24 protein-coding genes are annotated in these 17678 nt (G+C 51.6%); 23 read left to right on the top strand and 1 reads right to left on the bottom strand.

Going from position 1 to position 17678, the window contains the following annotated elements:
• Positions 1–283: 283 nt before the first annotated feature.
• The 13 genes from metK to DWZ76_RS08280 all read left to right on the top strand — a co-directional run bounded on the left by metK (position 284) and on the right by DWZ76_RS08280 (position 11370).
• A complete protein-coding gene (metK, locus tag DWZ76_RS08340; RefSeq protein ID WP_118472402.1) occupies positions 284–1333 on the top strand; it encodes a methionine adenosyltransferase in 1050 nt (349 codons plus the stop codon).
• 3 nt (positions 1334–1336) lie between these two features.
• A complete protein-coding gene (locus DWZ76_RS08335; RefSeq protein WP_118472401.1) occupies positions 1337–1696 on the top strand; it encodes an HNH endonuclease in 360 nt (119 codons plus the stop codon).
• Between the two features lie 303 nt (positions 1697–1999).
• Positions 2000–2479, top strand: coding sequence for an RNA polymerase subunit sigma-70 (locus DWZ76_RS08330; RefSeq protein ID WP_118472400.1), 480 nt, complete (start codon positions 2000–2002; stop codon positions 2477–2479).
• Between the two features lie 2 nt (positions 2480–2481).
• Positions 2482–3714, top strand: coding sequence for a site-specific DNA-methyltransferase (locus DWZ76_RS08325; protein ID WP_118472414.1), 1233 nt, complete (start codon positions 2482–2484; stop codon positions 3712–3714).
• On the top strand, positions 3707–5446 hold the full coding sequence (locus DWZ76_RS08320; protein WP_118472399.1) for a DNA cytosine methyltransferase: 1740 nt from the start codon (positions 3707–3709) through the stop codon (positions 5444–5446). The genes DWZ76_RS08325 and DWZ76_RS08320 overlap by 8 nt, the downstream gene beginning before the upstream one ends.
• Before the next feature lie 85 nt (positions 5447–5531).
• Complete coding sequence (locus tag DWZ76_RS08315) at positions 5532–6323, top strand: hypothetical protein (protein WP_118472398.1); 792 nt, start codon at positions 5532–5534, stop codon at positions 6321–6323.
• A gap of 137 nt (positions 6324–6460) precedes the next feature.
• On the top strand, positions 6461–7405 hold the full coding sequence (locus DWZ76_RS08310; RefSeq protein ID WP_118472397.1) for an amidoligase family protein: 945 nt from the start codon (positions 6461–6463) through the stop codon (positions 7403–7405).
• A gap of 86 nt (positions 7406–7491) precedes the next feature.
• Positions 7492–8007 (top strand): gamma-glutamylcyclotransferase family protein, encoded by a 516-nt coding sequence (locus DWZ76_RS08305; RefSeq protein WP_118472396.1) that lies wholly within the window; start codon positions 7492–7494, stop codon positions 8005–8007.
• Positions 7988–8206, top strand: coding sequence for a DUF4314 domain-containing protein (locus DWZ76_RS08300; RefSeq protein WP_118472413.1), 219 nt, complete (start codon positions 7988–7990; stop codon positions 8204–8206). Before DWZ76_RS08305 ends, DWZ76_RS08300 begins: the two co-directional genes overlap by 20 nt.
• A 142-nt stretch (positions 8207–8348) precedes the next feature.
• Positions 8349–8780 (top strand): hypothetical protein, encoded by a 432-nt coding sequence (locus DWZ76_RS08295; RefSeq protein ID WP_118472395.1) that lies wholly within the window; start codon positions 8349–8351, stop codon positions 8778–8780.
• A 176-nt stretch (positions 8781–8956) separates the two neighbouring features.
• Positions 8957–9196 (top strand): hypothetical protein, encoded by a 240-nt coding sequence (locus DWZ76_RS08290; RefSeq protein WP_118293546.1) that lies wholly within the window; start codon positions 8957–8959, stop codon positions 9194–9196.
• Positions 9197–9304: 108 nt separating this feature from the next.
• A complete protein-coding gene (locus DWZ76_RS08285; protein ID WP_118293545.1) occupies positions 9305–9778 on the top strand; it encodes a phage terminase small subunit P27 family in 474 nt (157 codons plus the stop codon).
• Positions 9778–11370 (top strand): terminase TerL endonuclease subunit, encoded by a 1593-nt coding sequence (locus tag DWZ76_RS08280; protein WP_118472394.1) that lies wholly within the window; start codon positions 9778–9780, stop codon positions 11368–11370. Before DWZ76_RS08285 ends, DWZ76_RS08280 begins: the two co-directional genes overlap by 1 nt.
• Here DWZ76_RS08280 and DWZ76_RS08275 read toward each other — a convergent pair.
• Positions 11360–11716: a hypothetical protein gene (locus DWZ76_RS08275; protein WP_147353129.1), complete on the bottom strand. Its 357-nt coding sequence runs from the start codon at positions 11714–11716 to the stop codon at positions 11360–11362. The two genes, DWZ76_RS08280 and DWZ76_RS08275, sit on opposite strands and share 11 nt — an antisense overlap.
• Before the next feature lie 156 nt (positions 11717–11872).
• On the opposite strand from DWZ76_RS08275, the gene DWZ76_RS08270 reads away from it, so the two are divergent.
• Genes DWZ76_RS08270 through DWZ76_RS15055 form a run of 10 tightly spaced genes read left to right on the top strand, consistent with a single transcriptional unit; the run spans position 11873 to position 17665 of the window.
• Entirely contained in the window at positions 11873–13231 is a 1359-nt protein-coding gene (locus DWZ76_RS08270) for a phage portal protein (RefSeq protein WP_118472392.1), read from the top strand.
• Positions 13122–13913, top strand: coding sequence for a head maturation protease, ClpP-related (locus DWZ76_RS08265; protein ID WP_118472391.1), 792 nt, complete (start codon positions 13122–13124; stop codon positions 13911–13913). The genes DWZ76_RS08270 and DWZ76_RS08265 overlap by 110 nt, the downstream gene beginning before the upstream one ends.
• 14 nt (positions 13914–13927) lie before the next feature.
• Positions 13928–15103 carry a phage major capsid protein gene (locus DWZ76_RS08260; RefSeq protein WP_118472390.1) on the top strand — a complete coding sequence of 392 codons (1176 nt, stop codon included), beginning with the start codon at positions 13928–13930 and terminating at the stop codon, positions 15101–15103.
• A 59-nt stretch (positions 15104–15162) separates the two neighbouring features.
• Positions 15163–15435 carry a head-tail connector protein gene (locus tag DWZ76_RS08255; RefSeq protein ID WP_118472412.1) on the top strand — a complete coding sequence of 91 codons (273 nt, stop codon included), beginning with the start codon at positions 15163–15165 and terminating at the stop codon, positions 15433–15435.
• The gene (locus DWZ76_RS08250; protein WP_118293538.1) at positions 15435–15779 is read left to right on the top strand and encodes a phage head closure protein; all 345 of its coding nucleotides are present in this window, start codon (positions 15435–15437) and stop codon (positions 15777–15779) included. The genes DWZ76_RS08255 and DWZ76_RS08250 overlap by 1 nt, the downstream gene beginning before the upstream one ends.
• Before the next feature lie 4 nt (positions 15780–15783).
• Positions 15784–16164 (top strand): HK97 gp10 family phage protein, encoded by a 381-nt coding sequence (locus tag DWZ76_RS08245; protein WP_118293537.1) that lies wholly within the window; start codon positions 15784–15786, stop codon positions 16162–16164.
• Positions 16161–16478 (top strand): hypothetical protein, encoded by a 318-nt coding sequence (locus DWZ76_RS08240; protein ID WP_118472389.1) that lies wholly within the window; start codon positions 16161–16163, stop codon positions 16476–16478. Before DWZ76_RS08245 ends, DWZ76_RS08240 begins: the two co-directional genes overlap by 4 nt.
• A gap of 2 nt (positions 16479–16480) precedes the next feature.
• Positions 16481–17104 carry a major tail protein gene (locus DWZ76_RS08235; protein ID WP_118472388.1) on the top strand — a complete coding sequence of 208 codons (624 nt, stop codon included), beginning with the start codon at positions 16481–16483 and terminating at the stop codon, positions 17102–17104.
• Between the two features lie 19 nt (positions 17105–17123).
• Positions 17124–17504: a hypothetical protein gene (locus DWZ76_RS08230; protein ID WP_118472387.1), complete on the top strand. Its 381-nt coding sequence runs from the start codon at positions 17124–17126 to the stop codon at positions 17502–17504.
• Positions 17501–17665 (top strand): hypothetical protein, encoded by a 165-nt coding sequence (locus tag DWZ76_RS15055; protein ID WP_176833757.1) that lies wholly within the window; start codon positions 17501–17503, stop codon positions 17663–17665. Before DWZ76_RS08230 ends, DWZ76_RS15055 begins: the two co-directional genes overlap by 4 nt.
• Positions 17666–17678: the final 13 nt, after the last annotated feature.

The following is a 17678-nucleotide window of genomic DNA, read 5'->3' as shown; positions in this document are numbered from 1 at the left end:
ACAGCCAGAGATGAACTTGAAAAAAATAAGGATTCCATGAACGAACTTGAGTGTATTGGAAAAAATTTATAAAGCACACACCAAATTCCAGTTTGTAGGGCGTTTTATTGTGCTGAAAAGTTTGCACTGGTCTTGCACTGACTTTTCCATTTCGATGTGTTATTATTATAATCGCCAGAAAAGCAAAGAGGGTCTACGGAGTTTTCCGTAGGCTCTTTTTTCTTGGCCGGATGCGTCTTTCATCCTTTCACGCATCCGTACATACGAAAGGAGGATTTTTTCTATGATTTTTACGAGTGAGCAGGTTTCATGCGGACACCCGGATAAAATCTGCGACCAGATTTCGGATGCCATTGTTGCCACCTGCCTGTCCCATGACAGAAACAGCCGTGTGGCAGCAGAGTGCATGATTAAAGATTATGAGGTCATCATTGCCGGAGAGATCACTTCCAGCTATGAGCCGGACTATAAAGCTCTGGTCACAGAGGTACTTTTTCGCATTGGTCTTTCTGATCCGGAAGAGTACCGTGTGACTGTGTACATCAGCAAGCAGAGCCCGGACATCGCTCTTGGTGTCGATGGTAATTCTGGTGCTGGTGACCAGGGTATGATGTTCGGCTATGCGACCGATGAAACTCCAGAGATGTTGCCGATTCCCTATGCGGTAGCGACACACGCTCTTGAACTACTGCGTGAGCTGAAATCTCCGTTGCTTTTGCCGGATGCGAAAGCACAGGTTTCCTATGATTATGACACAGGTCGCATTACCACATTTCTTATCAGCACCCAGCACCGGGAGGACACCAGCGTTATGGATATTCGTCCTCTGGTGCAAGCGGTCATGGAAACTGCCGCCCAGGACTACGATTTGAACACCGACTTCGAGAAACTGGTCAATCCGACCGGCCGTTTCGTGGTAGGTTCTTCTTTTGCAGATTCCGGGTTGACTGGCAGAAAGATTATCGCTGACACCTATGGTGGTATGTGCAGACACGGTGGCGGTGCGTTTTCCGGCAAAGACCCTACCAAGGTCGATAGGAGCGGAGCGTATATGGCAAGGAAGATCGCCAAAGACCTCGTCCGTTCTGGACAGGTGCGTAAGTGCGAGGTGCAGTTGGCATACGCTATCGGCATGGCTGAACCTGTGTCTGTGGCAGTCGAGTGCTTTGGTACTGAGCGTGTATCCCTTGGTGAGATCAAGGACTGGATCAGAGCAAACTATGATCTGACTCCAGCTGGCATTATCAAGGAGCTGGGCTTGCTGGATGTGGATTACAACCAGGTCAGTGCCTACGGACATTTCGGCAAGCCCGGTCTTCCCTGGGAGGAATGATCCATGCCGCATCGTCCGAACACACCATGCAAACACCCCGGCTGTGCAAGGCTCGTTCCTTACGGTACGATGTACTGCGAGGAACACAAAGCCCTGCACCCGGAAGCAACACGCTCCGCTGGCAAGCGTGGGTACGGCAGCAGATGGCAGAGAGAAAGCAAAGCCTTTCTCCAAGCCCATCCATTGTGTGTCCGTTGCCTTGCAAGAGGAAAGTATGTTCGTGCCACAGTGGTTGATCACATCGTTCCCCATCGAGGAAACCAGAAACTGTTCTGGGATCGAAGCAACTGGCAATCGCTCTGTAAGCGTTGCCACGATACGAAAACGATGACCGAGGATCGATACCAGGAGTTCCGCTACTGATTGCACACCACCATTGCACCCCAGGGGCGGGTCAAATCTCTGTTATCGGGGTGCGGAAAGACCGGCGTCCCCTCAAGCGTGTAAAATCGCAGAATTTAATAGGGGGGATACCCCAGCACCCCCAGAACGGAACCGAAAATTTCATAAAAAATAGCGAAAGCACCGAGAACGCCTATCTTTTTCTAGCTGGGCGGTAGCGGTGCTTTTTGCTGATTTGTTTGCTATTTGGCTGTAAAACCCTACTGGAAACAGTGGTTTTATGGTCTTTTTTTAACTCACTTTTTAGCGAAAGGATGTGAAGCAATGACTGAATTTCAGGCAAAACAGATCCGTGACCTGCGACTTCGTGGCACAGGCTACCGAGCCATTGCTTCGGTTGTCGGTCTTTCCCGTGACATCGTCCGCAACTATTGCAAGAGCCACGGGCTGGATGGTTTCGCTACGGAACTCACCTTCAATATGAAAGAGCAGATGGAAGCCGGAACAGCGTGTCAGTGTTGCGGTAAGGAAATCAAACAGCCCGCCACCGGCCGGAAGAGAAAATTCTGCTCAGATGAATGCAGAAGGAATTGGTGGGCGGCGCATCAGGCTGACATCAACCGAAAGCCAACCGCCTACTACGAAAAGCAGTGTGCCTACTGTGGCAAAACATTTACTGCCTATGGCAACCGAAACAGAAAATATTGCTCCCATGCCTGTTATGTCCGTGACAGGTTCTGGAGAGAGGAAGATGGCAGAGAGCCGTATGAAAGCCCTGCCGTGACAGAGGAGGAAAACGCATGAGCATGGAATGGAAAACTCTGTCGGTGGATGCACTCCGTCCGGCAGCTTACAATCCCCGCAAGAAACTCAAGCCTGGCGATAAGGAATATGAGAAGATCAAGAACTCCATCCAGGAGTTTGGCTATGTGGAGCCTATCATCGTCAACTATGATATGACGGTCATCGGCGGTCACCAGCGTCTGACCGTTCTTAAGGATCTGGGCTATACCGAAGTCCAGTGTGTGATGGTTCACATCGAGGATGAGAACAAGGTCAAGGCTCTTAATATCGCCCTTAACAAAATCACAGGTGCCTGGAACGAACAGCTCCTGGCTGACCTCATCGTGGATTTGCAGTCGGCAGATTTCAATACGGACTTCACTGGCTTTGAAGCCCCGGAGATCGAGCAACTTTTTTCCAAGGTACACAACAAAGATATCAAAGAGGACGATTTCGATGTGGATGCAGAGTTGCAGAAGCCTACGATGTCCAAGGTCGGAGATGTCTGGCTCCTTGGTCGGCATCGTCTGGTCTGCGGTGATTCCACTTTGCCGGAAACCTACACCACGCTGATGGAAGGCCGCCGAGCCAACCTGGTTCTGACGGACCCGCCCTACAATGTAAATGTGGAGGAAACCGCTGGGAAGATCAAGAACGACAATATGTCCGATGAGGATTTCTATAAATTCCTGTTCGCCATGTTTGTGAATGTTGAGCAGAACATGGAAACGGATGCAAGCATCTATGTATTCCATGCGGACTCCAAGGGACTGATCTTCCGGCAGGCGTTCCACGATGCTGGGTTCTATCTGTCCGGCTGCTGTATCTGGAAGAAGAACGCCCTGGTTCTTGGTCGTTCTCCGTATCAGTGGCAGCACGAGCCGTGCCTGTTTGGTTGGAAGCTCGGCGGCAAGCACCAGTGGTATGCCGACCGCAAGCAGACCACCATCTGGGAGTATGACCGTCCGAAATCTTCTAAGGAGCATCCGACCATGAAGCCTGTTGCTCTGATGGCGTACCCCATCCAGAACTCCAGCATGAGCAACTGCATCGTGCTTGACCCGTTCCTCGGTTCCGGCTCCACACTCATGGCCTGTGAGGAAACGAACCGCATCTGTTACGGCATCGAGCTGGATGAGAAGTTCGTGGATGTCATCGTCAACCGCTATATCGAAGCAGTTGGTTCTTCGGACGGTGTTTTTGTGATTCGTGATGGTAGCAAGCTGCCGTATGCGGAGGTGACTGTCCATGAATAAGGATCTAACTCTTGGCAGTCTGTTTGATGGCTCTGGTGGGTTCCCGCTCGGCGGTTTGCTCTCCGGCATTACGCCGCTGTGGGCATCCGAGGTCGAGCCGTTCCCCATCCGGGTGACCACCAAACGCCTGCCCTTTATGAAACACTATGGTGATATCTCCGGCATGAACGGCGGTGAGATCGAGCCTGTCGATATTATCACCTTCGGCTCTCCCTGCACGGATATGTCCATCGCGGGCAAGAGAGCCGGATTGGATGGTAAGCAATCCAGCCTATTTTACCAGGCAATCCGAATCATAAAAGAAATGAGGTGTGCGACCAATGGAGAATATCCACGATTCATCGTGTGGGAGAATGTCCCAGGGGCTTTCTCCTCAAACAAAGGCGAGGACTTCAAAGCCGTCCTCGAAGCGGTCATCGGCGTTGTCTGTCCGGGAACCGAGGTGCCTATGCCTGAAAAGAACCGATGGCCCTACGCCGACATTTATATGGGAGAGGGATGGAGCCTTGCATACAGAACTCTCGATGCTCAATACTGGGGAGTCCCCCAGCGAAGACGCCGCATCTTCCTTGTCGCAGATCTTGCTAGCGGGTGTGCCGGAAAAGTATTATTTGAGTCCGAAGGCGTGTCAGGGTATTCTGCGGAGAGCTTTCGTGCGTGGCAAAGAACTGCCAGAGGTGCTTCGCCTTGCTCTGGAGAGACAGGCGAACGCTGCAGAAACGGTATCGTCCTAAACGACCAGGGCGGCAACCGCATGGATGTGACCCATGAGGTCACCTGCACCCTCCGGGCTGAATCCCATCATCCGCCGCTTGTGTTCGAGAACCATTCACAGGACACACGGTATAAGGGACCACTGGAAACTGCACAGACGGTTTCGGCCACCTATGGAATGGGTGGCAACAACCAGCCCTTTGTGGTGGAAACGCCCAAGACCCTTAAGATCCGCAGTGGTTGTGAGGGCGGTGGCAAAGGTGCGCTCATCCAGGAGGACAAGTCAGCGACCCTTTCCTGCAATAACGACCAGGCATTATTCGTTCCGAGAGCTTTTGGCATCTGTTCCGACCAGAGCAATTCCATGCTTTCGGATAATCCCCACAGTGGGATTTATGAAGCGGATACTTCTCGGACGCTGGATCGAGCTTGTGGCAATCCATCCTGCAACCAGGGCGGCATCGCCATCGTGGAAAGCTATGCCCTGCAGGGTTCCATGATCGGCAGAGCAGAAAAGAACGGTCCCCAGGGGGACGGCATCAATAAGGATGTTTCGTTTACTCTGAATACTGCAGACCGCCACGCTGTCTATGCCATGACCACAGGTTACTACGCCCAGGTCACCAAGGATACTTCCCCAACCTTGCTCTCCAGAGATTATAAGGATGCCCCAGTCGTGTCCGGCAGCGAGGATGAACCACCTGTGTTCTTCGTCCGCCGCCTGACTCCGACCGAGTGTGCCAGATTACAGGGCTTTGCGGACTGGTGGTGTTTCGACCTCGGAACGCCGGAGCCTACAGAGTCTGACATCGAAACCTGGACGGAAATCTGGGAAACGCATCGCAGGGTTATGGGTAGCAGTACGAAACCCAAGACCAGAAACCAGATCATCAAATGGCTGAAAGCTCCCCATGCCGATGCCGCAGAGTATAAGATGTGGGGCAATGGCGTGGCTCTTCCCTGTGTGTTTTTCGTGCTTTCCGGCATCGCATGGGTGCTGAACGGCAACGAAGAATAAAGATGATAAAGATCGCTCGATTCGCTTGACTTATATGCCCTTCAGAGTGATTAATGTACTACCCAAAGCAAAGGAGGCATACATTATGCGAATTGAAACAGTATCATCTGACAGAAAAGCAATGGCGAAAGCCATCGCAGAGTATTCCGGCAAGGAACTCCGCTACATGGGACCACCGAGCTTCGCTTATGCAGTCGGTCCCTACCTCATTGACCGGGATGGAGTCATCACTTCCGAAACGGAAGAGGAAAACGCCGAGTTCCGGGCATTCCTGGAGGAGAACAGCTTTGCAGAGCCGACCATTGAGTATCTGAACATCAACCTCCCCATCGAGGATATGGATGGTGTCCAGCTCAAGAATCTGGTATTCATGCTCCACAGCAAGCAGTACCTTCTGAACAAGGCAACTGGTCGGGCTGGTGTGGCGGTCAGCGAGGGGCTGGTGGCGGCTTTGCAGGACAATCTGCCAACCACCAAGGATGAGTTCCTCAGCCTTTTCTGGGCGAACCTGGGCGAAACCAGGGGCATCAGCTTTTCCGACACGGCGGTGATCATTATCTTTCCGCTTTCCAATGAGCCGGAGTGTAGCAAAGCCTACACGGAGCTGGCAGCGGCGATGCTTGCCAAGGCCAAGGAAGCCAAACGAGTCAGTCCTGCCGAGCAGAAGCCGGAGAATGAAAAATACTATTTCCGCATCTGGCTCATCCAGCTTGGCTTGGGCGGCAAGGATAGCAAAGACACCCGCAAGGTTCTGATGGAGAAGTTAGTCGGTCATTCTGCTTTCCGCACCGATGAGGAAGCCGAGAAATTCAAGGCTGACCAGAAGGCAAAACGGGCGGCTACGAAGGCTGCAAAGGCGGAGGTCGAAGAGGACTAAAACGCCATAATGTACACAATTTTTGCTCTGAATGATTGTGTACATTATGCCCCGTTATTAACTTGATAATATGTGCTTATAGAGCGAATATGTGACTACCGAAAGGGAAAACAAACACGCAAAGGACGGTACATATTATGAACGAAAAGACCAGAACCCAGATTGAAGAAATGAAAAAGCAGACCATCGGCGTTGAGGTGGAGATGTACAACATCACACGGGAGCAGGCTTGCAAGACCATCGCAATCTACTTCCACACCGAAGACACGGTTCGCTACCTTGGCGGAGCTTACAAGGCTTGGAGTTGCAAAGACAACCAGGGTCGCACCTGGAAAATCACACGGGATTCCAGCATTCAGGCACAGCACGATGATGAGCGAACCGAGATGGGAACGCCCATCCTTCGCTACGATGACATTGAGGACTTGCAGGAAATCCTCCGCCAGCTCCGGCACAAGGGTGCAAAAAGCGACCCAGCCCATATGTGCGGAGTCCACATACACATTGGACTGGATGACCACACACCGAACAGCCTGCGGAATCTGGCAAACATCATGGCAAGCCATGAGAGCCTTCTGATTTCTGCCCTTCGGCTTGACCGCAACCGTATCAGCAACTACTGCCGGACGGTTGACCCGGATTTTCTTGGACGGCTGAACCGTTGCAAGCCGAAGACTATGGAAGATTTGGCGGACATCTGGTACGCCAACAACCGCTACGAAAACCGAAACGCCCATTACAACCACAGCCGATACAGAATGCTGAATTACCACGCTTGTTTCACCCACGGTACCATCGAATTCCGATGCTTCCAATTTGCCAATGCGGATAGCAAGCGCAGGGGTGGGCTTCACGCCGGAGAGCTGAAAAGCTACATCCAGCTTTGCCTTGCACTGAGCCAGATGGCAAAGACGGTAAAAAGTGCAAGCCCAAAAGAACCGCAGGTCGAGAATCCGAAATACGCTATGCGAACTTGGCTTCTCCGGCTGGGATTCATTGGCGAGGAATTTGCCACGGCGAGAGAAATTCTGACACGCAACCTGGACGGTGACACAGCTTTCCGTCACGGGCGCGCCGCTTGAAGGACTTAGCCTCAGGCCCCCTTCTGACCGCTTCGGCGGTCTTAAGGTGGTAGGAGGGTAAGCCCTTCAGAAAGGATGGAAACGAAATGAGCAAATACTACTTAGCCTACGGCAGCAACTTGTCAGTAGCACAAATGGCCCAGCGTTGCCCCGATGCAGTCTATGTTGGAACGGCAGTGCTGACCGACTACCGACTCCTGTTCAAAGGAAGCCAGAGTGGAAACTACCTCACGGTAGAGCCGAAAAAGGGATATACGGTTCCCTTGCTGGTCTGGAAGATCAGCGAACGGGATGAATCCTGGCTTGACCGCTACGAGGGGTATCCTGACTTCTATGAGAAAAAGACGATCACGGTCGAGATGCACTCCTTGGTTGATGGTGAGAAAATCACCAAAGTCGATGCCCTCATTTATATCATGCAGGGCAAGCGCAAGCTGGGGTGTCCTCGGCAGCGTTACTTCGACACCTGCCTGGAAGGTTATCATCGTTTCGGCTTTGATGACCGTATTCTCAAACAGGCAGTAGCAGACAGCGCCGATGCTTGGCAGGCAGACAAATTCATGAAGGGGGCGGATAGGTATGATGCGATTTATAACCACTGAGCAGTTGGCAGACCTTCGCCACCGCTACCCTGTGGGATGCCGTGTCCGGCTTCTGGAAATGGACGATCAGCAGGCCCCACCCATCGGGACCTGCGGCACGGTGACAGGGGTCGATGATACCGGCTCCATCATGGTGGCTTGGGACAACGGCGGCAGTCTGAATATCCTATATGGCATCGACCGTTGCCAGAAGATCTAAGGATCACGGAGCCATAATATACACTGATTTCTGCTAAAATGTTTGTGTACATTATGGCTCCGATATTCCTGGATATATGTGTGTTTCAGAGGTAATATGCTACTACCGAAAGGGAAAAACACACAAACCGGAGGATACCACCATGAAGAACATTTTTGAAGAAATCTACCAGCAGGAAACCGAGCTGAAAAAGCAGTATGATGCCGCTGATGATGCTGGCAAGGATAGCATCCGAGCCGAACACAAAGCCCTTATGGAACGCATTGCCAGCCTTGGCGGTGCCGCACCTCGCATCTGGCGAGAGTACGACAAAGCCAGAGAGAATGGCAACGAACTCCTGGACATCAACGATGTTGTCTGGGACAAGGATGTGGAACTGCTGGTCACCACCCTGCGGAAGTACGGTATTGAGAAATTCACCTTTTCTTCCGGCTGGAGTAGTGCGGTTGATACCGCATGGCTTTTCCAGCAGAACGGCTGCAAGCTGGAGGGGCTGGATGAAATCAGCGGCAACATGGACTACCTCAAGGGAGAACATGAAAAGCTGCACGGCTACCTTTTCAGCATAAACTAAGCTGACAGTACCAAAGAGCCGGCCGGCTCTTTTGGTCGTTATGGGTACGATCTACCCGATTTTTCTTGCTGCTATTTGTGTACTATATGATGCCGGATTCCCTGGATATATGTGTGTTTTAGAGTTAATATGCTACTACCGAAAGGGAAAACACCAGAAAAACGGAGGAAAGCATTATGTGGAGCAAAGGAACGATTGGAGTACCCCAGAAGGACGGCAGTTACATCGCTTGCAAGTATTGGGTCAAGCACTACGAAGAAGGCAGCGAGTGGGGCATCGATGAGGGACGGATTTCCAAGCTGGAGATTCGCATCAACGGCAAGATTACCGCCAACTACGACAGGGGCTGGGACATCGAGCCGGAAGATGAAACCACCCAGACCGCTCTTGCAATCCTGCTGAAAGAGTACAACTAAACAGCAGAGAACAGCACCCGAAAGGGTCTGTTTCTCGTATACGGATATTTACAGGACTCTGAAATGGGTCTTTTTTTGTTGCCATTTTTGCGAAAGGAGGTGGAGCCGATGGCACAGAGAGGAAGAAAACCAAAGCCGACCGCACTGAAGGTGCTAGAGGGCAATCCTGGCGGCAGACCGCTCAATCCCAATGAGCCGAAGCCCGCGAAGAAAGCCCCTCGTTGCCCGTCCTGGCTGGAAGATGAAGCCAAGAAGGAATGGAAGCGTATGGGCAAAACGCTGGAGCAGATGGGTCTGCTGACCGAAATGGATATGGCGGCGTTTGCCGGATACTGTCAGGCATACGCTCGTTGGAAGGAAGCAGAGGAATTCATCAGCCAGCACGGTACGATGGTGCGTACTCCCAACGGCTACCTCCAACAGGTACCGCAGGTGTCCATCGCCCAGACAAATATGAAAATAATGCTGAAGTTCTGTGAGCAGTTTGGTCTGACACCCTCTGCCCGGAGCCGTATTGTTGGCGGTGAGGGTAACACCGATCCTACCGATGAGATGGAAGCTCTGCTGGGAGGTGATTCGTGATGGCGTTCCAATACACACCTTCTCCATTCATGCTCCCGACGTCCCATTATGATAAAAAGAAAGCCGACCGAGCCGTGACCTTCATCCAGAACCTCTGCCACACCAAGGGCAAGTGGGCTGGGCAGAAGTTCTTGCTCCTTCCCTGGCAGGAGCAGATCGTCCGGGATATTTTCGGCATTGTCCGTGCGGATGGCAAGCGGCAATTCCTTACCGCCTATGTCGAAATTCCGAAGAAACAGGGCAAGTCCGAGCTGGCTGCGGCGATTGCCCTTTATCTGCTATATGCAGACGGTGAAGCAAGTGCTGAGGTCTACGGTGCTGCGTGTGACCGAAACCAGGCATCCATCGTTTTCGATGTGGCAAAGCAGATGGTTCAGATGTCCCCAGCACTGATGAAGCGGTCGAAGATTACCGCCGCCACCAAGCGTATCGTTAACTACAGCAACGCTGGATTCTACCAGGTGCTTTCTGCTGAAACCGGCACCAAGCATGGCCTAAATGTATCGGGTCTGGTCTTTGATGAGATACACGCACAGCCGAACCGTAAGCTCTACGATGTCCTTACCAAAGGTTCCGGCGATGCCCGTGAACAGCCACTGTTCTTCATCATTACTACGGCCGGTACGGATAAGCAGAGTATCTGCTATGAATTACACACCAAAGCCCTGGACATCAAGAACGGTCGGAAGAAGGATGCCACCTTCTACCCGGTCGTGTATGGCTTGGCGGAGGGCGATGACTGGAATGATGAAGCGAACTGGTACAAGGCCAATCCTTCCCTCGGACACACCATTTCAGTGGAACGAGTACGGGAATCCTACAAGAACGCTCTGGAAAATCCGGCAGAAGAGAATGTGTTCAAACAGCTCCGCTTGAATATGTGGACGAACTCCACAGTGGTCTGGATTCCAGAGCATATTTACGATCGTGGAAAGCTACCCATTGATGTGGAGGCTCTGGAGGGGCGTGACTGCTATGCGGGTCTTGACCTTTCCAGCACTTCGGATATTACCGCTTTTGTTCTGGTCTTTCCACCCAGGACAGAGGATGAGAAGTACATCGTACTTCCGTTTTTCTGGTTGCCGGAGGAAACGCTGGAGCTTCGCTGTCGGCGTGACCATGTGCTGTACGATGTCTGGAAACGCCAAGGGTACATCAACACTACCGAGGGCAATGTGATCCACTATGGATTCATCGAGCAGTTCATCATGGATCTGGGTACACACTACCACATCAAGGAGATTGCCTATGACCGATGGAATGCGACCCAGATGGTGCAGAACCTTGAGGACGAAGGCTTTCTGATGGTTCCTTTCGGGCAGGGCTTTAAGGATATGTCCCCGCCGTCCAAGGAACTGTACAAGCTGCTGATGGAGGGAAATATCGTTCATGGCGGCAATCCTGTTTTGAAATGGATGGCACAGAATGTGGTCATGCGTCAGGACCCAGCGGGTAACATCAAGCCGGACAAGGAACGCTCTGTGGAAAAGATCGATGGTATCGTTGCCCTCATCATGGGGCTTGACCGTTGTATCCGAAACGGTGGTACTTCCGGCAGTGTTTATGACGAGCGCGGCATCATCAGTTTTTAGTGAGTGCAGATACCCATTCCAGAAATGGAGTGCGGTTATCTGGCATGGAACGCCCAGGACCATACCAGTGGTTTGTTACCACGAAAGTTCGCCCCTCTGCGGTGATGCGGTTCTGGTAGTAACGCCGCTTGTTTCCCACATGGCAAAGCGACCGCAGTTCTTCATCCGAGCATTCATTTGGAACTTCTAGCAGTACGGGAAAATGACTGCTGTGGAATAGGTTGTGGCACACACCTGAATTGGTCATGGTAGCAAGTGCTGTTGTGTTCAGTTTTCCAGCCTTCTTTAGCTCGTCCAGGCAGGCAAAAGCAAATTCTTTATTGTCCATATCTTCAAAGTTTTTCATCTTGGAATCCTCCGATTTATCGTTTGATTTCATTGTATCAGAAACTTTGCAGTATGTATTTAACCGCCGAAAAATCATATAGCGGCTGCATAACCGACCACGGTTATACATCGCTTCTGACGGTGCATCATCAAATGTGATCAAGGAGGGATTGATATGGGTATCCTCAGTGGCCTGTTCCGTTCCAGGGCTGGCCCCACCAACCGAACCAGTGGAAGTGCGTATAGCTTCTTCCTGGGAACAGCGACTTCTGGCAAGAGAGTCAATGAACGCTCTGCCATGCAAATGACAGCGGTGTATTCCTGTGTACGAATTTTATCGGAAGCAGTAGCAAGCCTGCCTGTTCATATCTACAAATACAACGACAGCGGTGGTAAGGAGAAAGCTCTTGACCATCCGCTGTATTTTTTACTCCATGATGAGCCGAACCCGGAAATGACATCATTTGCGTTCAGGGAAACGCTTATGACGCACTTGCTTCTCTGGGGCAACGCATACGCACAGATCATCCGCAACGGCAAGAATGAGATCATCGGTCTATACCCGCTGATGCCTGACCGAATGACGGTTGACCGAGATGAGAACGGTAAGCTCTACTACGAGTACCAGCTTAGTTCCGATGATGCCCATACCATGAAAGGCAGCACGGTCGTTCTTCAGCCAAAGGATGTCCTTCACATTCCTGGTCTGGGGTTTGATGGTCTGGTTGGATACAGCCCGATTGCAATGGCGAAGAACGCTATCGGTCTTGCCATCGCTGCAGAGGAATATGGCAGTAAGTTCTACGCCAATGGTGCTGCCCCCAGCGGTGTGTTAGAACATCCGGGTGTGCTGAAAGACCCTGGCAAGGTACGAGAGAGCTGGAATGCGACCTTCGGCGGTAGTGCCAATTCTAACAAGGTGGCGGTGCTGGAGGAAGGCATGAAATACACGCCTATCTCCATCTCGCCCAACGAAGCACAGTTCCTCGAAACCCGAAAATTTCAGATCAATGAGATAGCTCGAATTTTCCGAGTGCCGCCGCACATGGTCGGTGACCTGGAAAAGTCAAGCTTTTCTAATATTGAGCAGCAGTCGCTGGAGTTCGTGAAATATACACTGGACCCCTGGGTTTCCCGATGGGAGCAGAACATGATGCGTTCTCTGTTGACTGCAGAAGAGAAGTCCACCTACTTTATCAAGTTCAATGTGGATGGTCTGCTCCGTGGTGATTACCAGAGCCGTATGAACGGCTACGCCATCGGTCGACAGAACGGCTGGATGTCTGCAAACGACATCCGTGAACTTGAAAATCTCGACCGCATCCCCGCCGAACTCGGTGGTGATCTGTACCTTATCAACGGCAACATGACCAAGCTGGAGGATGCGGGTATCTTCGCAGCGGACGGAAAGGAGGAAAATTCCGATGAAAACAAAGAAGTTCTGGAACTGGACGAACCAGGAACAGGCGGAAACGACTCCGGCACAGAGGATTCTGACTCTGAACGGAACCATCGCAGAGGAAAGTTGGTTTGATGATGATGTCACGCCCCAGCTTTTCAAAGAAGATCTAATGGCTGGCACGGGTGATGTGACCGTCTGGATCAACAGCCCCGGCGGTGACTGCATTGCCGCCGCACAGATCTACACCATGCTCAAGGAGTATCCGGGCAAGGTAACGGTGAAGATTGATGGCATGGCGGCATCTGCTGCATCCGTTGTGGCAATGGCTGGTGACTCGGTTCTCATGTCCCCGGTATCCATGATGATGATTCACAATCCGGCAACGGGTGCATGGGGTGACTACACCGCTATGGAGCAGGCCATTGCCATGCTGGACGAGGTGAAGGAGTCCATCCTCAACGCCTATGTTATCAAAAGTGGTCAGTCCCGTGCCAAGCTGTCCCACCTCATGGATGCAGAAACCTGGATGAATGCCAATAAAGCTGTAGAGCTTGGGCTTGCAGATGGCATCTTGGGTCAGAGTGATACGGAACCCGCGGATGATAAAGCCGTGGATGCCTCGGTTGCATCTGTCTTGTTTTCCAGTAAGAGCGTAGAAAACGCGCTTATGAACAAGATGGCTGTGAAGTATGGCAAGCCCAAGACTGCCGCTGAACAAGCGCACATCCCCAATCCGAAAGACGTTCCCGAAGATGATGGTGTATCTACCACCGATCTCCGAGAACGTCTTACTGTTTACGAAAAAATGATTTAATGGAGGTACTCAAAATGACTATTTCTGAAATGCTGAAAAACCGTGCTGACCTGCTGGGTCAGATGCGTCAGTTCCTGGACACTCACGAGGACAAGCAGGGCAAGCTGTCCGCAGAGGATCACACCACCTATCAGAACATGGAGACGGAGTTCGATTCTCTGACCGAAGCCATCAACCGTGCCCAGCGTATTGAGCAGCGTGAGGCTGAACTGGCGAAGCCCGTCAACAGCCCTATCACTGGAAAGCCTTATACGGCCACATCCACTGGTGAGGAGAAGAAGGGCCGTGCGTCCGATGCCTATAAACAGGCCATGCTCACCGCTATGCGTACCAACTTCCGCCTGGTATCCAATCTTCTGCAGGAAGGCGTGGATGCAGATGGTGGTTATCTGGTTCCCGAAGAGTATGACCGCCGTCTGATTGATGTGCTGAATGAGGAGAACATCATGCGTGGTCTTGCAACCCACATCACCACCTCCGGCCAGCACAAGATCAACATTGCCGCCACCAAGCCTGCCGCTGCATGGATTGAGGAGGGCGGTGCACTGACCTTCGGTGATGCCACCTTCGATCAGACCTTCCTGGATGCGTTCAAGCTGCACGTTGCCATCAAGGTTACGGAGGAGCTGCTCTATGACAACGCTTTCAATCTGGAAAGCTATATCATCACCGAGTTCGGCAAGGCTCTGGCCAATGCGGAAGAAGATGCATTCCTCAACGGTGACGGTACTGGCAAGCCGACTGGTATCTTTGATGCGAACAAGGGCGGTCAACTGTTCAAGACTCTGACCGCAACTATCAAGTCCGATGATATGCTCGACCTTGCCTACGGTCTGAAGCGTCCTTACCGCAAGAACGCATCCTTCATCATGAACGATGCAACCCTTGCCCAGCTCCGCAAGCTGAAGGACAACAACGGTGCGTATATCTGGCAGCCGTCTTATCAGCAGGGTGAGCCTGACCGTCTGCTCGGCTACAGCGTCCGCACCTCTGCCTATGCCCCGACCGATGCCATCGCCTTTGGTGATTACAAGTATTACAACATCGGTGACCGTGGTACCCGTTCCTTTAAGCAGCTCAATGAGCTGTTCGCTGGCAACGGTATGATTGGCTTTGTTGCTAAGGAGCGCGTGGACGGTAAGCTGATCCTGCCGGAAGCTGTGCAGGTCATGAAGCTGTCTGAAAAATGATCCTCTGGGGTGGTGTCTTGTGGCATCACCCCTACATTTATGGAGAGGCGGTGATTGATATGGTTTCATTGAAGGATGCGAAACAATACCTCCGGGTTGATTACAATGACGATGACAAGCTGATAGAGAACATCTTAACCGCCGCAAAAAAGCTGTGCATGGATGTACTGATGACATCGGATATTGCCGTACTGAATAACTCTGCCCTTGGTGATGTAGCAATCCTATATGCAGCCGCCTATATGTACGAACACCGAGAAGAAGCAGACTATCACGATTTGGCACTTACGCTTCGGGGCTTGTTAGGTGGAAGCCGAAAGGAGGTCTTCTGATGGAGATTTCCAAGATGCGTTCCCGCATCACTATTCAGAAAAATATCGTAGAAACGGATACCATTGGCAATCATACGGCAGTCTGGAAAGAGTACTATTCCTGTTATGCCTATGCGAATCTTGCCACTGGTAAGACAGCCGGACAGGAGCAGGAAGTTGCAGGACAGACCGTAGCTTCAGATAGCTATACTTTCATGGTGCGTTATTGTGCGGCACTCAAGGATATGGACAGCGATCATTACCGTATTCTGTTTGAGGGCGGTATTTACAACATTACACTTGTGGATGATTTTCAGTTCCGACACGAAACGCTGAAGCTGACTGCCACCAAGGTTCGGAGGTGATGGAATGGGTAGGAGTGTGCCTGTTGACGGTCTGGCAGATGCTATCGTGGAAGGTCTGGAGGAATATGCAGACCTTGCTACTGACACGATGAAGAAAGCCGTGCGGCACTCTGCCAAGACCGTAAAAGATGAAATCGAAGCCCATGCTCCGAAAGACACCGGGGCCTACAGCAAGAGTTGGCGGGCATCAAAGCAGACGGAAACCTCCACTAAGCTGGAGATGACCGTTCATTCTGCCAATCGCTATCAGATTGCCCATCTGCTGGAACACGGTCATGCCAAGCGTGGCGGTGGTCGGGTTGCCGCAAGGCCACATATCGCTGCTGCCGAAGAAAAAGGCATCCGTGACCTGGAAGATAGGATTAAGGAGGGACTGTCTGGATGAGCTGTGAAGAAGTAGTAGCAATGGTCACTGAGATGGGTCTTCCCCATGCGTATGACCATTTTGCCGAGGGAGAGTCACCAGACCCTCCTTTTTTGATTTTTCTGTATCCGGGTTCGGATAACTTTGCCGCAGATGGCATCGTGTACTTTGCTATTTCCCGGCTGAATCTGGAGCTATACACGGATAAGAAAGATCCGCCACTGGAAGCCCGTATCGAGGCGGTGCTTTCTAAACATGAACTGTTTTACAACAAGACCGAAGTATGGATCGCCAGTGAGGGTCTGTACGAGGTGCTTTATGAATTGGAGGTTTAACTATGCCTGATAAGAACAATAAGGTCAAATTCAACCTTAAAAATGCACACTACGCCCTGCTGACGATTGCAGAGGACGGAGCAGTGTCTTACGCTGCACCGACCCCGATGCCCGGTTCCGTATCCATTTCTCTGGATGCAAATGGCGAGCCGGAGAACTTCTATGCAGACGGTGTGGCCTACTATGTCATCAATAACAACATGGGTTATGACGGCGATCTGGAGCTTGCCATGATCCCGGAGAGTTTTCGGACGGATGTTCTGAAGGAAAAGCTAGATGCCAAGGGTGTCCTCATCGAGAACTCTGAGGTCGAGCTGGCATCCTTCGCCCTGCTTTTCGAGTTCGATGGTGACCAGAAACACATTCGCCATGTGCTCTATAACTGCTCTGCATCCCGTCCGGGCATTGAGGGTAAGACCAATGAGGACAGCAAGGAAGTCCAGACGGAAACGCTGACTATCAAGGCCACGCCGCTGGCGAACGGTATGGTCAAGGCCAAGACTGGTAACACCACGGATGCCACGGTCTACAATGACTGGTACAAATCTGTGTATATGCCGACTGCCGAGGCACAGGCCGCAGTTCAGCCTGCAGCTAAGTCTGCTTCTACGAAGTCCGGCTCTTAAGTGAAGGAGGTAAAGGATCATGGGAATGACGAAGAAAATCAATATTGATGGCAAGGATGTGATGTTTAAGGCGAGTGCGGCGATTCCCCGTATCTATCGTCTGAAATTCCATCGTGATATTTACAAAGACCTCCGTGATTTGGAGAAGGCTGTGGATTCCTCCAGCGAGGAGCAGTCCAGCCTTGACCTTTTCTCTCTGGAGATGTTCGAGAACATTGCTTTTGTTATGGCGAAACACGCAGACCCCACGGCTGTGCCGGACTCCCCGGAAGATTGGCTGGACGAGTTTAACACCTTCTCCATCTACCAAGTCTTGCCGGAGATCATCGAGCTTTGGGGATTGAATGTACAGTCTGAGGTTGAGTCTAAAAAAAACTTCGCAAAAGTGAGCGCGAAATGACAACGCCGCTGTTCCTTTTGCGGTGTGTACAGCTTGGCATCTCTATTCGTGACCTGGACCTGCTGTCGATAGGTCTGGTGAATGATATGTATGCCGAGAGCAGCAATGACGATTACAAATATCCGCAGCTTGCCAGCCAGGAAGATATGGATAGATTCTAAGGAGGTGACCTTG

The sequence above is a fragment of the Clostridium sp. AF35-15 genome (assembly GCF_003477745.1).
Classification (GTDB): domain Bacteria; phylum Bacillota; class Clostridia; order Lachnospirales; family Lachnospiraceae; genus Otoolea; species Otoolea fessa.
This window is presented reverse-complemented; position numbering and strand designations above follow the sequence as displayed.

Coding starts and splice junctions, on each gene's coding strand:
- metK (WP_118472402.1), top strand. CDS start 284: ATGATTTTTACGAGTGAGCAGGTTTCATGCGGACACCCGGATAAAATC.
- DWZ76_RS08335 (WP_118472401.1), top strand. CDS start 1,337: ATGCCGCATCGTCCGAACACACCATGCAAACACCCCGGCTGTGCAAGG.
- DWZ76_RS08330 (WP_118472400.1), top strand. CDS start 2,000: ATGACTGAATTTCAGGCAAAACAGATCCGTGACCTGCGACTTCGTGGC.
- DWZ76_RS08325 (WP_118472414.1), top strand. CDS start 2,482: ATGGAATGGAAAACTCTGTCGGTGGATGCACTCCGTCCGGCAGCTTAC.
- DWZ76_RS08320 (WP_118472399.1), top strand. CDS start 3,707: ATGAATAAGGATCTAACTCTTGGCAGTCTGTTTGATGGCTCTGGTGGG.
- DWZ76_RS08315 (WP_118472398.1), top strand. CDS start 5,532: ATGCGAATTGAAACAGTATCATCTGACAGAAAAGCAATGGCGAAAGCC.
- DWZ76_RS08310 (WP_118472397.1), top strand. CDS start 6,461: ATGAACGAAAAGACCAGAACCCAGATTGAAGAAATGAAAAAGCAGACC.
- DWZ76_RS08305 (WP_118472396.1), top strand. CDS start 7,492: ATGAGCAAATACTACTTAGCCTACGGCAGCAACTTGTCAGTAGCACAA.
- DWZ76_RS08300 (WP_118472413.1), top strand. CDS start 7,988: ATGCGATTTATAACCACTGAGCAGTTGGCAGACCTTCGCCACCGCTAC.
- DWZ76_RS08295 (WP_118472395.1), top strand. CDS start 8,349: ATGAAGAACATTTTTGAAGAAATCTACCAGCAGGAAACCGAGCTGAAA.
- DWZ76_RS08290 (WP_118293546.1), top strand. CDS start 8,957: ATGTGGAGCAAAGGAACGATTGGAGTACCCCAGAAGGACGGCAGTTAC.
- DWZ76_RS08285 (WP_118293545.1), top strand. CDS start 9,305: ATGGCACAGAGAGGAAGAAAACCAAAGCCGACCGCACTGAAGGTGCTA.
- DWZ76_RS08280 (WP_118472394.1), top strand. CDS start 9,778: ATGGCGTTCCAATACACACCTTCTCCATTCATGCTCCCGACGTCCCAT.
- DWZ76_RS08275 (WP_147353129.1), bottom strand. CDS start 11,716: ATGAAAAACTTTGAAGATATGGACAATAAAGAATTTGCTTTTGCCTGC.
- DWZ76_RS08270 (WP_118472392.1), top strand. CDS start 11,873: ATGGGTATCCTCAGTGGCCTGTTCCGTTCCAGGGCTGGCCCCACCAAC.
- DWZ76_RS08265 (WP_118472391.1), top strand. CDS start 13,122: ATGAAAACAAAGAAGTTCTGGAACTGGACGAACCAGGAACAGGCGGAA.
- DWZ76_RS08260 (WP_118472390.1), top strand. CDS start 13,928: ATGACTATTTCTGAAATGCTGAAAAACCGTGCTGACCTGCTGGGTCAG.
- DWZ76_RS08255 (WP_118472412.1), top strand. CDS start 15,163: ATGGTTTCATTGAAGGATGCGAAACAATACCTCCGGGTTGATTACAAT.
- DWZ76_RS08250 (WP_118293538.1), top strand. CDS start 15,435: ATGGAGATTTCCAAGATGCGTTCCCGCATCACTATTCAGAAAAATATC.
- DWZ76_RS08245 (WP_118293537.1), top strand. CDS start 15,784: ATGGGTAGGAGTGTGCCTGTTGACGGTCTGGCAGATGCTATCGTGGAA.
- DWZ76_RS08240 (WP_118472389.1), top strand. CDS start 16,161: ATGAGCTGTGAAGAAGTAGTAGCAATGGTCACTGAGATGGGTCTTCCC.
- DWZ76_RS08235 (WP_118472388.1), top strand. CDS start 16,481: ATGCCTGATAAGAACAATAAGGTCAAATTCAACCTTAAAAATGCACAC.
- DWZ76_RS08230 (WP_118472387.1), top strand. CDS start 17,124: ATGGGAATGACGAAGAAAATCAATATTGATGGCAAGGATGTGATGTTT.
- DWZ76_RS15055 (WP_176833757.1), top strand. CDS start 17,501: ATGACAACGCCGCTGTTCCTTTTGCGGTGTGTACAGCTTGGCATCTCT.